This window comes from unidentified bacterial endosymbiont (genome assembly GCF_918797525.1).
In the GTDB taxonomy this organism is placed as follows: domain Bacteria; phylum Pseudomonadota; class Gammaproteobacteria; order Enterobacterales; family Enterobacteriaceae; genus Enterobacter.
The window spans coordinates 1,880,684-1,894,813 of sequence record NZ_OU963893.1 but is presented as its reverse complement, the minus strand read 5'-3'; the positions used below and the strand labels follow the sequence as shown (position 1 = coordinate 1,894,813).

General features: G+C 41.3%; 13 protein-coding genes. All 13 read right to left on the bottom strand.

The annotated features are described in order from the left end of the window. Positions 1 to 2: 2 nt before the first annotated feature. Genes wbaP through rfbA form a run of 13 tightly spaced genes read right to left on the bottom strand, consistent with a single transcriptional unit; the run spans position 3 to position 14,128 of the window. Entirely contained in the window at positions 3 to 1,427 is a 1,425-nt protein-coding gene (gene wbaP, locus NL510_RS09015) for an undecaprenyl-phosphate galactose phosphotransferase WbaP (RefSeq protein ID WP_253383925.1), read from the bottom strand. An 8-nt stretch (positions 1,428 to 1,435) separates the two neighbouring features. Continuing rightward, the gene (locus NL510_RS09010) at positions 1,436 to 2,377 is read right to left on the bottom strand and encodes a glycosyltransferase family 2 protein (protein ID WP_253383919.1); all 942 of its coding nucleotides are present in this window, start codon (positions 2,375 to 2,377) and stop codon (positions 1,436 to 1,438) included. Continuing rightward, positions 2,370 to 3,593: a lipopolysaccharide biosynthesis protein gene (locus tag NL510_RS09005; protein WP_253383917.1), complete on the bottom strand. Its 1,224-nt coding sequence runs from the start codon at positions 3,591 to 3,593 to the stop codon at positions 2,370 to 2,372. Before NL510_RS09005 ends, NL510_RS09010 begins: the two co-directional genes overlap by 8 nt. Positions 3,594 to 3,595: 2 nt before the next feature. Then, positions 3,596 to 4,708, bottom strand: a complete 1,113-nt coding sequence (locus NL510_RS09000) for a glycosyltransferase WbsX family protein (protein ID WP_253383915.1) — start codon at positions 4,706 to 4,708, stop codon at positions 3,596 to 3,598. Next, complete coding sequence (locus tag NL510_RS08995; protein ID WP_253383907.1) at positions 4,653 to 6,059, bottom strand: DUF6418 domain-containing protein; 1,407 nt, start codon at positions 6,057 to 6,059, stop codon at positions 4,653 to 4,655. The genes NL510_RS09000 and NL510_RS08995 overlap by 56 nt, the downstream gene beginning before the upstream one ends. Further along, positions 6,056 to 7,213, bottom strand: a complete 1,158-nt coding sequence (locus NL510_RS08990) for a hypothetical protein (RefSeq protein WP_253383899.1) — start codon at positions 7,211 to 7,213, stop codon at positions 6,056 to 6,058. Before NL510_RS08990 ends, NL510_RS08995 begins: the two co-directional genes overlap by 4 nt. 18 nt (positions 7,214 to 7,231) lie before the next feature. Beyond that, positions 7,232 to 8,281: a pseudaminic acid synthase gene (gene pseI, locus NL510_RS08985; RefSeq protein ID WP_253383897.1), complete on the bottom strand. Its 1,050-nt coding sequence runs from the start codon at positions 8,279 to 8,281 to the stop codon at positions 7,232 to 7,234. Continuing rightward, positions 8,281 to 9,813, bottom strand: a complete 1,533-nt coding sequence (gene pseG, locus NL510_RS08980) for a UDP-2,4-diacetamido-2,4,6-trideoxy-beta-L-altropyranose hydrolase (protein WP_253383889.1) — start codon at positions 9,811 to 9,813, stop codon at positions 8,281 to 8,283. The genes pseI and pseG overlap by 1 nt, the downstream gene beginning before the upstream one ends. Further along, positions 9,791 to 10,501 (bottom strand): pseudaminic acid cytidylyltransferase, encoded by a 711-nt coding sequence (gene pseF, locus NL510_RS08975; protein ID WP_253383879.1) that lies wholly within the window; start codon positions 10,499 to 10,501, stop codon positions 9,791 to 9,793. The genes pseG and pseF overlap by 23 nt, the downstream gene beginning before the upstream one ends. Continuing rightward, complete coding sequence (pseC, locus tag NL510_RS08970) at positions 10,502 to 11,653, bottom strand: UDP-4-amino-4,6-dideoxy-N-acetyl-beta-L-altrosamine transaminase (RefSeq protein WP_253383870.1); 1,152 nt, start codon at positions 11,651 to 11,653, stop codon at positions 10,502 to 10,504. It lies immediately after the preceding gene. Beyond that, a complete protein-coding gene (gene pseB, locus NL510_RS08965; RefSeq protein WP_253383868.1) occupies positions 11,653 to 12,651 on the bottom strand; it encodes a UDP-N-acetylglucosamine 4,6-dehydratase (inverting) in 999 nt (332 codons plus the stop codon). Before pseB ends, pseC begins: the two co-directional genes overlap by 1 nt. A gap of 47 nt (positions 12,652 to 12,698) precedes the next feature. After that, entirely contained in the window at positions 12,699 to 13,247 is a 549-nt protein-coding gene (gene rfbC / locus NL510_RS08960) for a dTDP-4-dehydrorhamnose 3,5-epimerase (RefSeq protein WP_253383865.1), read from the bottom strand. Positions 13,248 to 13,249: 2 nt separating this feature from the next. Next, entirely contained in the window at positions 13,250 to 14,128 is an 879-nt protein-coding gene (gene rfbA / locus NL510_RS08955; protein ID WP_253383863.1) for a glucose-1-phosphate thymidylyltransferase RfbA, read from the bottom strand. Positions 14,129 to 14,130 lie beyond the last annotated feature (2 nt).

Sequence of the window (14,130 nt, the reverse complement as noted above, 5' to 3'; positions counted from 1 at the left end):
CATTAATATGCGCCATCACGGTGAAGAACGACTTTCACGGTTTTGAATAAAATAGCGATGTCATTCCAAAGTGACCAATTTTTGACATACCATGAGTCGAAGTAAACACGCGTATCGTAATCCACATCGTTACGACCACTCACCTGCCACAAACCCGTCATACCTGGTTTAGCCATCAGATAATAATCAACATTGTCATCATAACGTGCCAACTCTTCGGATATAATTGGGCGCGGCCCCACCAGACTCATTTGTCCTTTAAGGACATTAAAAAGCTGAGGCAATTCGTCCAGGCTGGTTTTACGAATGAATCGTCCGACTGACGTGATTCGCGGATCATTTTTAAGCTTGAAATCACGATCCCATTCTTCACGAGCTGCCGGGTCGCAGGCCAGTAATTCGTCAAGCACTTCCTGAGAATTAAGAACCATTGAACGAAATTTATAGCATGGAAACAACTTACCGTGACGGCCCACGCGCATATGTCCATAAATAGCAGGACCGCCATCTCGCGTAACTTTATAATATAAATAAGCCAGCAGCGGCGAACTTATAAGGATAATCAAAGACGAACAGATAATATCAAATGTGCGCTTAACAAACCGCGACGTTCGTTTGGCAAGATTATTATTTACCCTGAAAATCATCACCTCATGGCTGAATAAGAACGCCATATCAGTCCCATATAACGGTAATCCACGCGTAGTAGGGATTACCGATACATGACGAAAACCATGCTTTGATAACGTCTTGAGCCAGTAATCCCTCACTTCTGACTCATCAGATTCAACCGCGATAACAAACTGGACAACTTTATCTTTAAATGAATTTAGCAACCAGGACTCATCGTTAAGGTAAGTGATACCCTCTGTTTTGTCTGCCGACCGGGAAGATGCATCGAACATATATCTCACATCGAACCCCATGCTTTCTTCGCTACGAAGCGCAAGGCAAGCATCTACTGCATTTTTTCCCGAGCCAATGATGACGGTAGTTTTTTTCCAACAACCGAGGCGGTCAAGAACTCTTCGCGACAAGGCGCGACCAACAGGAACCATTATCATCGCAAACATCCAGGTTGAGACCCAGAGATAACGCGAAGATTGCCACTTTGAGAATGCAATCACTGATAATTCGATTATCGCGAAAATGATCAGTGTGCGTAATAATTCTTTGAGTTCAAACCAGTAAGGTTTTCTGTAGGAGTAATGCCTTAGCCTAATCCAAAACCAGCCAACACATATTACAGCTAAAGAAACATGGGTGATTACACGGTCATCAAACTCACTTTGCGGAATAAAACGTGGCAAATTTCCGGTGAAAAAATCCAGCAAGCCTAATGCCAAAAAGAAGGGTAATATCAACGTTACAAAATCAACCAGAGCTACAGTACACTTGGTGTAAAAGAAAGTACGTGATGACGTCATATTCCTGTTCACTTAATCTCCGATTTCCAATAAGCTTTATGCATGCTAAATGCTTTGCATTTATCAAGAGGCATTTTCTGGTAATTTTTGCCAAGCTTATAACCAACTATTTTCATGAAATTATTTAAGGCAGCCGGGAATATACAGAGAGGGTTCCGATTAATCAGGAATCTAAATTCTGATAACAGGAATTTTTTACCTTCGCCCCCAGCCCCGCCAAACATTTCGCCGATCCAGCTTTCACAGGTATGAAAAACACCAATATCGAAATATCGTTTAAACTCGTCTAATGGCCTATAATTATGAGAATGTTTAGCTGCTATCTCTGGACAATAACTAATTGCATAGTTATTCTGAATAGAACGCGCAGCAAAGAACATATCTTCACAGAGAATAGTATTCTCAGGGAAACCGCCAAGAGAGGTAAAAATCTTTGCATTATATGCAGAAAAAGAGTTAGATAAAAATACTGCTTTCAAACCCATTTCTCGATAGTTATCTTTTGTTGCTGTATACGGTTCATTTTTATAATTATAAAAACGAGCATGCTGTGCAATGAGATTAGCATCGTCATGGGGTAACTGCTTTCCATAAATTGCGGAAAGTTCTGGATTAGCAGAAAATTTATCCAAAATTATTTCCGCGGCAGTTTCTGGTGACTGCAAGATAGCGTCCTGCGTCATAAAGACGATGATTTCTGCGCGTAACTGCTCAATACAGTAGCGAGCAGCTATATTTCTCGTGCCACCGTGATTGAATTCCGAACGTTTAACATCTAAAACGGTGAAACCATATTTATTAGAGGTTATTCTTGTTGAGTCAGTTGATTCCGAATCGATAGTTACAATAGATAATGAATCATTTTTTAAATATGAGAGTTGTAATGCAGCTTTTTCCCATATCTTACCACCATTGCAGGTCGGAACTACTACGCAGATGTTCTTATGCATAAAGCTTACTCTTTTTTAAAAGTAGTATTTTATTAATATAAAGAAATATGACGGCGATGACCTGCCCTACAGCTACACCATACACCCCGAAATAATACGCTCCAGCTGGCATAACTATCACCCCAACTAATGCAGCCCATAGGGATGATATAATGATTTTTTTATCTTCATTATGGGCATACAATTCGTAATGAGGAAGTAATGCAAAACTATAAACTATACTGCTTAGCATTAGGATACCCAACAAAGGAATATAGTCGATGTATTCTCCTTTATTCATCCAAAGCAAGAGTATATAGACGCCAATAGGGAGCAGAATGACCAGTATGACACTGAGAATTGAAACTGATTTTATAAATTTTTTCTTATAATATGCTAATCCATCAAAGTCATTATTTTTAACCGAACTGACTATTTTTGGATAGATTTGCATCACCACGACAGCATCAACAAAAGCGAGTAGTGCACTGGCAAAACTTGAATAAAATGAATAGATACCGACGGCAGATAGATTACTAAAGTAATTTAATGAGTATCGGTCTACCAAATATATTGACCGAAGCGCAAGAGTACCTACCAACAAGGGTGCAGCAATTTTTAACCCTTTCCACATCCATGCGTAACTAATCTTACTGGTATCTGCTGAAATATTACGTATTCGCCAAAGTTCAGGTATTGCCAGCAAGACCGAAATACTGGCACCAACTAGCCATAACGCCAGTATCATTGATACATCTCGCATGTCATCATTAAAAAACATTATGATAACAGCGGCATATACCCAAATACCCGATCTAATAAATAGCGCAACATTAGCTAAAAATGCCCTGTTCAAAACCACAAGCAGTCGCATTGATTCTTGCGCTAAATGCTCAGCGACAAGCATCACATAAAACCAGACTATAAAGTGCTTGGGGAGAAAACCGAAGTAAAAGAAACTATAGATTACTGGAAAGCCTATAAAGTAGAATATGATATAGAATACATACTGATTCTTTATAATCCCGTACCATAGAGACTTATCTACTGAAAGTATTTCCCGTGAAGAAAAGGTATAAAAATCCATTCCCACAAAAAAAAGGGCGTAAGTAATGGACGCCGCAAACAATGAATAAGCACCAAGTTCCTCAGTAGAGAGGAACCTGGCAATGAAAATCACCAGAACGAAGCGACTTGCAAGCGTTGCGCCGCGTATAAGTAAATTATAAATTTTCACAATTATTTTTTTAAATTTATAACCGCGCGAGTGACTTCAAGGAATTTTTTTCCCATAACTTCATCCGGCTCAAGATGACATCCCTCAGCCCATTCATTCCAGGCATTGATGAAAACAAACTGTTTCTCTGATTCATAGGTAGAAGTAGCTTTCACTGCATATTCGAGCCACTTTCGATAGTCTTCAGGATCGTTATTTTGAATGACAGTAGGTGTCTTCCTCCGTGCTGTATTATCCCAGGAGGGGAATACCGCTGGATATTTAACGTATTCAGTAGGCCATGCTTGCGATGTTTTCTCAATGACAAGTTGCTTATAATCAATACGATTAACTGCCGAAACGCTTCCTTTCAGCGCTTGATATACTGACGAAGGCAGAATTTTGCGTGCAGTATCCACAAGTAATTGCGAAGAAGACTTCTGCTCTTTAGGGAAATCATTACGGTTAGGCTGAAAATCCATGATAGCGTCAAAGCCGAGCGATAATATTTCTTTATCAGCTAACTCAACAAATCCGTTTTTTACCGCAACGAGGTGAAGGCCTGGCACTCCATTTTCAGCAGCATACTGTCTGATGCGCTGAATATAGGCTTTAGGCTCTGGAATATTATCTACCCGGTAAATCAAAAAAACTGGCTTTTCATCAACCGTTATATGACGAGGATCCAAAAAGTACGGCGCAAGATATTTCATATGTGATGCTGCATCAGCATCAGTGTAATCCTGCTTAATTAACACTTCCCTTTCCATACCATCCCAGGCACGTGTCCAGTTCTCGTTAGCCCAGCACAAGCAGAATGGAAAGTCAGGTTCTGTGGTAATTAACATTTCTTCAACTGGTTTTTCTAATAACAGCTCGCCGTTAAACCAATAATGGTAATAGCAGAAACCATGGATACCATATTCTTTGGCCATTTCAGCTTGTTGCTTACGTGTCTCGGCAAGTCGTAAATCGTAGTATCCAAGGTCTGCAGGAAGTTGTGGCTGGTGATGACCCGGAAAACGAGGTTTTGCCTTAACTACATTACGCCATTCAGTGAATCCCTCCCCCCACCATTCATTATTTCGTTTTACTGGATGAAATTGAGGTAGATACATGGCTACTAACTTGTGCATTTTTCAACCTTAGCTCAGAAAAAAACAATAACAATAAGAAATAGATTAAGAATTTGGCATCTACGACATTATAAATATTACCCATATTGAACGCATGAGTTTCTATAAGTAGTACTTTTGCCGAAAGAAATAAAGAAATTATATTAGGATATTCGATAGCTTTCTTTACAAGAAATAACGTGACACCTACCAAAACAGCAAATAAAAGATTAAATAAATACCCTACAAGATATCCAACCGATGAAATCAATATTGCGGGATAACCCATCGTGAATGTAATGCCCCGTTCACAATAAGAATCGACCAGACTAGCAGGAGCTATTTGATACATTAGTGAATATAGCCCCCCCGTCACTCTGCAATTTTGATCATATGAGTATAAATATGATAACCCGTTACCAGATGGGCTCATTTCATCAATTGCCCACCATACCTCACCCTGCAAATTAAGAACTCGACTCTCGATGAAAGAAAAAATACTTCCTGGCAACTGATGAATAAACTTATACTGATAATAAATTAGGCCATATAAAATCAGCATTAATATAGACACAAAAAAAACTGATTTAAGAGTTATGAGCTTAATTTTTTTATAAAGAACCAATGAACCGAACAAACCTACAAAGAAATATAGTAAAGTCAGAAATACGCCCGTAAACTTTTCTCCATATAAAATATTAAAGAAACAGAATAGAGCAACAATATAAATATATTGTTTTTTATTTCCATAGTAGTTTAAATTGAGCCTTGTTATATATACACCAAGTATGAACGAAAGCAGGTATCCTTGATATAAAAAGTTTCGAATCCCAGGATAAGGATGTGAAGCCCAATAGTCGAATCGCTGCACCCCTTTTAGCAAAGGGCTTCCCCATATTACAGCACTTACGCCAAGGACAAAAAATATTCCAGCAGAAAAAAGTATAATCAATTGATTCTCAAGGCGAGAATAATCGCCTTTCAATGTTAAACTAAATCTATTAATTCTGTATTTGTTCAAGAAACTGAACGATAACATTGCAACAACAAAAAATGAAAGTATGTAAAATATTAATCGAGTTACTCCGCCGGTCGCAAATGAACTAACCTGGAGTTCTTCAATAAACGCTCCCGTTTCCAGGGAGAAGTTTGAAACTATGGCTGTAAAATGAGGGAAGATAAACGGCATTAATAAAAAGAAGAAGTATTGCTTACTTTGGTATAAATACTTACAAAATAAAATAAACAGACTTAAGCTAACCGCACCACAAATTACATACATTTCAGGGCTAACGGCTACGGTGATCACCGCCATCAAAGAAAATAATAATATGATCCATGGACACATGAGGCCCCAAAGAGACGCTCTCACACATTCACCTTTGCAAGCTTTTCAAGCTGATATACGAGATTATTGAAATCAGGCATTTCAAATGTAAAAGGAGAGTTATGAGCGGTCTCAAGTAGTGAGCTCTCAATATTCTCACTTCGGATTGTATATGCGTACCCTAACTTCTCAAAATTATCACAGGCAAACTGTTGATCATAAATTTGAATAGCTACTTTCCCTGCCATAGTCACTTCGAGAAGTGCCGTAGAAGTGAGGGATAAAAACACATCATGTTGACTAATTGCTTCCGTCATATCCCCACGGAATACATTTTCCATATCTGAAAGGTAGAGGGCATCCATTTCCCAGGGGTGTGGTTTAAAATTAAACTTGATTTCATATTTAGAGAGTTGCGATGCAGTTCGCTCCAGGATATTTAAATAAATATTTTTATATTCATCACCATATTTAAACCATGGCTGACCAAGAAAACAAATTTTTAACTGACCAGGATTACTGATATTGGAATTTCTTTCAATAGGTTGATAGAAACCACCAATTAGTATTTTCTCAGATGAAACCCCTAATCCAGATATCACATTCCGTTGATTAGCATCGTAGCAAATGAAATAATCGCACTTCCAACCATCAATAGTCTCAGGATCGGTTTTTGACTGAAACAAACCATGTTGAATGCAAACAGTTTTAATTCCTGACTCTATGGCAATATTGCAAAAAGCTCTTTGTAGTGGAAGAGAATCATTTTCAAGAATTATTAAAGCTGGCGTTCTTTTTTTAACCATCTTCGTCAGATTTGAACTCATTGTAGAACATTCTTTTAGAAGTTCACTCCTGATATTTTGTTCGAACCCCAGACTCAATAACTTCCAGAAATTACCATTAGGTATATAACTGATATTATTTTTTATACAATAAAAGAGTTGGCGTGGACCACCAATGATGCATACTTCATTTTTCGGCAATGCTGCGATCAAATGAGTAAATCTACTTCCAAGAAACAAGTATTTTTTTTCTTCTCTCGGTTTTAGCCAGAAAAATATAGTAGATGAAATTAAATCATAAAACGGAATAACCCATTTGGCGTTGTTTTTATATAACCGCGCAACATTATTCTTAAATTTCATGTCTTTTAAATTTCTTTTTTCAACATACTCGTATACATCACTGATATTCAATGTATTGCTCCCGTACTGCTATTTAATATGATCGAAACTAAGTGGATCACCAAACTTCAGGTCACAACTTGAAGTTTTACCAATAAATTCATCATAGTATTTAGGCGCAACACCAAAGCCAGGACGGATACTTTTAATGTTCTCTGCAGTAAATACTTCCCCAGCCTTGATATCCTTCACCACATATAGCGAACGTCGGAACTTAACATTGCCTTTTTCGCTCTCTTTGCGAGCATAGTTTACGCTACCTAAGGCTTGCCAGGCCGTCTTAGCGTCGCGGCAAAGCGCAACTAACTCTGCGGGTTCAAGGGAAAAACTGTCATCCGGGCCACCGCCGTTACGATCAAGGGTGACATGTTTTTCTATTACGTTCGCCCCAAGCACAACTGATGCAACCGCAGTAGTGTTATCGATAGTATGGTCAGATAATCCCGTGATCACACCAAAACGTTCAGCCATATCTGGAATGGTTGCAAGGTTGTAGTCTTCGGCTGGCGCGGGATACCCACTGACACAATGCAACACGACCAACTCTTTACAGCCTCCCTCTCTGGCCGCAGCGATCGCTTCCTGGATCTCGTGCTCGTCAGCCATACCGGTTGAAATAATCATCGGCTTGCCTGTTTTGGCGACATGTTTGATCAGTGGTAGATCGATGGCTTCAAATGACGCGATTTTATATGCAGGAGCATTTAGCTCTTCCAGCAAATCGACTGCAGTAAAATCGAATGGGCTACTAAAGATAGTGATGCCGAGCTCTTTAGCCTTTTCAAACAATGGCTTGTGCCATTCCCACGGCATTTGTGCGCCTTTATACAAATTGAATAATGTTTGCCCATCCCATAAACCGCCATGGATTTGGAAATCTTCAGAATCACAATCTATGGTGATAGTGTCTGCACGGTAAGTCTGTAACTTGACTGCATCTGCGCCAGCAGCTTTTGCTTCTTCCATAATTTTGAATGCGCGATTAATGTCGCCATTATGGTTCGCCGAAAGCTCAGCAATAATATATGGAGGATAGTCTTTCCCAATTTTACGACCATCAATTGTGATAAATTCGTTCATTATTTTTTCTCGCTGATATATTCGCTGGGAGATAATTTTAGAAATCCGAGGCGCTTAAATAATTGTTGTGATGCATTATTTTCTGGCAATACCGTTGCCAGAATAGTTGCATTTTTATGCAGCATTAACGTGCGTTTAATCGCTGCGCTGGCTATACCTTGACCATGACATGCAGAAGTAAGGAAAATTGATATTTCATATTGAGCAAGGCTGTGTTCTAGCGGATCCAGACGTATTACGCCACATGAATCATTGTGCTCAATAATATAAAAAAATGAATCAACCGCTTTCAATCTACGCAGCATCCATTCAACGTGACCTTCATATGCAGGTACGTCCGGGTTGCGAGCAAACTGACGTGTTTTTGGTTCACACTGGAGCTGAAACACAAAATCAATATCGTCGATTGTTGCCTGACGAAGCGTTACATTGGTGCCATCTTTAGCGGGTATTATCACTATCTCCTGAATATTCCTTGAAAGCCCTTGCCCATCACAAATACTCATAGCCAGTATACGCTGGTCATGATAATGGCTGATCAAATGATTAAGTGCATTATTCATGAGAGAACAATCGAGCTTATCAGCACTTAATACAACTGCCCCAGCCTCGGCCAGATTTTTTGCAATTGTATTTTGATTGTCCGCGATTGCGACGTTAACCGCTGGTAACCCCATTACACAACGTTCCCATGTCGTTCCTCCCATAGCGCCTATAGCAAAATCATGCTCTAGCATAAGTTCTGCCATATTTGATACATTCATGAAAACTTCAATTTCATATTTCGATTGTTCTGCAAGGCGTTTAATTTCAGCACTATGGGGACAGGCAGCACCTAAAATGGCAGTGATTTTTTCAATGTTTTTAAAATCCAACTGCTCAAGAAATCCCAGTATTTTTCCCGTAACGTTATGAGCATCAACTCCACCCATTGTTAGCATGAGTTTTTTCGGCAGGATCAAACGATCTTTACGTGCAATAGATTGATTTCTCAATTTTGAAAAATCAGGGTTAATTAAAGCATATTTTGTACCGGCCAGTATTTTGCCATTATTATTATTTAATAAAGCATATTCATCTGCGCTGCGCTGAAATGTTTGATCTATAAGCAGATCGCTACAATGCGGTCGGTTACAAAGATCGTCAATAATGACTAAATGCGCAGCGGGAAAACGTGCTTTGACCCTTGCTTCCCATTCATGGTCAAGCGAGTAATGATCTACTATGACTATATCGGGAGCAATACTACTTTCAGTGACTAAGGCTATAAATTGTTCGGCATCATCTGTCTGGCTGCCGTTAAGCCAGGACTTTTCATCCCTGATATAATGGTTTGAGGTCTCAGGAACGGTAATAACTTTAAGAGGAAAGTTTTCTTCTCTAATTTTTTCTAAAATGTTTCCGCGATGATCTTTAGATATAAACAGGCATTGCGCACCTGTTTTTTTTAACGCCTTCGCAAGATTAAGACATCGGATAATATGGCCGGAACCAATTGAAAGGGATGAATCAGTCCGCAGAAACACGTTCATTTTTAAACTCCATGGCCTTAAACAACCACTCTGCAACTCGCCAATCTTCTGGAGTATCAATATCCTGTACACGTTCACGCGGAAGCTCAATCGAATAGGAATCTGCGCTAAAAATTGGCTTCTCAAGCATCCATGCTAATGATTTACCCCAATAAAATTGTCCAGCATCGTGCCAGGACTCTTCAAGATCCTGGGAGCGCGCATGGAACATATCAGGTGAGAACATACTTATACGCTGTTCGCTGCTGACTTTGAGTGCCCGTTGAATCGGATAAGGGAACCTGGTAACAGTGAATGCATAATCACCTTGCTGTTCACGGAGTGTCGTTAGACCATGGACAATATCCTCCGCGCGAATAAAGGGCGCAGTCGCGTAAATACAACAGACAAAATCTAAGGTACAACCGCTGTTGATAAGCCACTCAGTAGCATGACGAATGACAGGGATGGTTCCTGCAAAATCATTCGACAACGCATCAGGACGCATAAAAGGGACTTCCGCACCATATTTACGCGCGACCTCCGCTATCTCTTCATCATCGGTAGAGACAATGATTCGGTCAAAGACGCCGCTCTGCTGAGCGGCGTCTATAGACCAGGCAATCATTGGTTTCCCACAAAACGCTTTAATATTTTTGCGTGGTATGCGCTTGCTGCCACCGCGCGCAGGAATGATTGCCACGTTCATTTAAAAGAACTCCCGAATGCACTGTATTACGTAGTCCTGCTCTTCATCAGACAAAGTAGAGTACATAGGGATACTGATAGCGCGAGAGTAATAGTCTTCCGCAGCCGGGTAATCTCCGACCTTATGGCCGAGCTGCTCATAATACGGCTGTGTATGAACAGGAATATAGTGAACGTTAACACCAATGCCTTTATCGCGTAAATAATCAAATAGCGGTTTACGCAGAGCTGGATCCTTTACCGTCAACGGGTAGAGATGCAGCGCACTATAGCCATCCTCTGACTGCAGAGGTATTGTCACTGGTACGCCATCAAAGGCTGTGTGATATCGCTTTGCCAACTCATGGCGACGCACCACAAAAGCGTCAATGCGTTTCAGCTGGCTTACACCCAGCGCAGCCTGCAGTTCAGTCATACGGTAATTCAGGCCAAGATCAACTTGCTGGTAATACCAACCACCTTCAGCAGCTTTAGTCATTTTATTGCTGTCACGCGTGATCCCGTGGCTGCGGAAAAGCTGCATGCTCTCAGCCAGCGCATCATTATTCGTCAGCGCCATACCGCCCTCCGCCGTAGTGATGATCTTCACCGGGTGGAAACTCAGAATGGTAATGTCAGCGAAACGCGAGTTGCCTATTTTGCAATCCTGATAATTACCACCGATAGCATGCGAAGCATCTTCAATAATGGCGAAACCATACTCTTTTGAAAGCGCGTGGATAGCTTCCATATCACAAGACTGACCGGCAAATGCAACTGGCACAACGACTTTAGGCAGTTTATTTTCTGCTTTCGCCACCTCAAGTTTGCTTTTCAGAGCACTCACGCTCATGTTGTAAGTCTTTGGATCGATATCAACAAAGCTTACATTTGCATCGCAATAGAGAGCACAGTTAGCTGAGGCCACAAAAGTATTTGGCGAGGTCCAGAGCCAGTCGCCTTTTTTAAGTCCCAGAGCCAGGCAAGCAATATGAAGTGCAGACGTAGCGCTGTTTACCGCAACAGCGTGTTTTACGCCAACATAGCCAGCGATAGCCTGCTCAAACTGTGGAACATATGGCCCCTGAGTCAAGAAATCAGACTTCAGTACGCCCACCACTGCATTGATATCTTCTTCAGAGATATCCTGCCGTCCGTAGGGGATGAATTTCATCAGATATTGCCTACTTTTTCGCGGTTATCTTCAATCCATTGGCTCAGCTCTTCAATGCTCATCCATTCTGCATTGCTGTCGCTCTCGTAAACGAAACCTTCTGGAACTCGCTTACCATCTTTAATACGCTCTGGCGAGTCACACCAGTTATGGATAGCAGGCAGGATTTTAAAGTGTTCCGGATACTCGTAGGTGTAGTGAGCATCTTCAGCACTGATCATCTGCTCATGCAGTTTTTCGCCTGGACGAATACCGATCACTTTTTGAGAAGCTTCTGGAGCAACAGCAGTTGCAACGTCAGTCACTTTCATTGAAGGGATCTTCTTCACGTAAATCTCGCCGCCAACCATGTCATTGAAAGCGTGCCAGACCAGCTCAACACCCTGTTCCAGAGTGATCATAAAGCGAGTCATGCGGTCGTCGGTAATGGGCAACTCGCCCTTGTCTTTAATGGACAGGAAGAAAGGAATAACAGAACCGCGCGAACCCATGACGTTACCGTAACGTACAACGGCAAAGCGAGTTTTCGTTGCGCCAGAATAAGAGTTACCAGCAACGAAAAGTTTGTCAGAAGCCAGTTTAGTCGCACCATACAGGTTTGCAGGGCTACTCGCTTTGTCGGTAGACAGAGCAACTACACGCTCGATGCCTTTATCGATACAGGCGTCAATAACGTTCATTGCGCCATTGATGTTGGTTTTTACACATTCGAAAGGGTTATATTCTGCGGTTGGAACGATTTTCGTTGCTGCTGCATGCACGACGAAATCCACGCCATCCAGCGCACGGTACAGACGGTCTTTATCGCGCACGTCACCGATGAAAAAACGAATACGACTTTCATCTTTGAAATGCTTAGCCATTTCCCACTGTTTCATTTCATCACGGGAATAAATGATAATCTTTTTAGGATTATATTTCTCAAGCGTCATGCGAACAAATTTATTGCCAAAAGAACCAGTACCACCGGTAACAAGAATTACTTTGTCATTAAACATAATATTGTACTCTATTAATTAATCCAGAAAAATTGCTGACAATAGATCTATTCAAAAAAATCAACGTCATCCCAGAGCGGTTGTATCTGATCTTTGGCTGAAAGATTATAATTACCCTGACCAGGCCATTCAATGCCTATTGAAGGGTCATCCCATTTGATTCCACGATCAAATTCAGGGGCATAATAGTTAGTCGTTTTATATAAAAATTCAGCGGTCTCGCTAAGAACCAGGAAGCCGTGTGCAAAACCTTCGGGAATCCATAACTGTCGCTTATTCTGCCCGGAGAGATTAACACCTACCCATTTTCCAAAGGTCGCTGAGCTTTTGCGGATGTCGACTGCAACATCAAAGACTTCACCCGTTACGCAGCGAACTAATTTTCCCTGGGCGTGAGGCGCCAACTGGAAGTGCAAACCGCGTAAAACCCCCTTCGATGACTTAGAGTGGTTGTCTTGTACGAACTGAACCCCGTATCCAACGGCAGTTTCGAAAGCGTGTTGATTGAAGCTTTCCATAAAGAAACCACGCTCATCACCAAACACCCGGGGTTCTAAAATCAACACCTCGGGAATGGCTGTTTTTATTACATTCACAGTTAATATCCTTTGACGATTTTTAGCAGATACTGTCCATAGGCATTCTTCGCCAAGGGTTCCGCTAATTTTTTAACCTGATCAGCCGTAATAAAACCTTTCCGATAAGCAATCTCTTCTGGACAGGCGACTTTGAGTCCCTGACGCTCCTCAATTGTCGCAATGAAATTACTTGCTTCGATTAAGCTCTGGTGGGTTCCGGTATCGAGCCATGCATAACCCCGCCCCATCATGGCGACAGACAAACGTCCTTGTTCCAGATAGATACAGTTGATATCGGTAATTTCCAGCTCGCCTCGCGCCGATGGTTTTAATTCTTTAGCCATTGCCACTACGTCATTGTCGTAGAAGTAAAGCCCCGTTACTGCATAATTGCTTTTCGGTTCAACGGGTTTCTCTTCAAGGGTAATAGCTGTACCAGCCTTATCAAATTCAACCACGCCATAGCGTTCTGGATCATTGACATGGTATGCAAAAACGGTCGCCCCATTTTCTTTATTCACTGCGGCTTCGAGTTGCTTTGGAAGGTCATGCCCATAGAAAATATTGTCGCCTAACACTAACGCGCAATCATCATTACCAATGAATCGTTCCCCGAGAATGAAGGCCTGAGCGAGCCCATCAGGGCTTGGCTGCACCTGATACTGAAGATTGAGACCCCATTGACTCCCATCCCCCAGCAATTGTTCAAATCTCGGGGTATCTTGTGGGGTGCTAATAATCAAAATATCTTTTATACCTGCCAGCATCAGCGTTGTCAGCGGATAATAGATCATAGGCTTATCGAAAATAGGCAGAAGTTGTTTACTCACCGCCATCGTTACCGGATACAAGCGGGTTCCGGAACCACCAGCAAGAATTATTCCTTTACGCGTTTTCATTT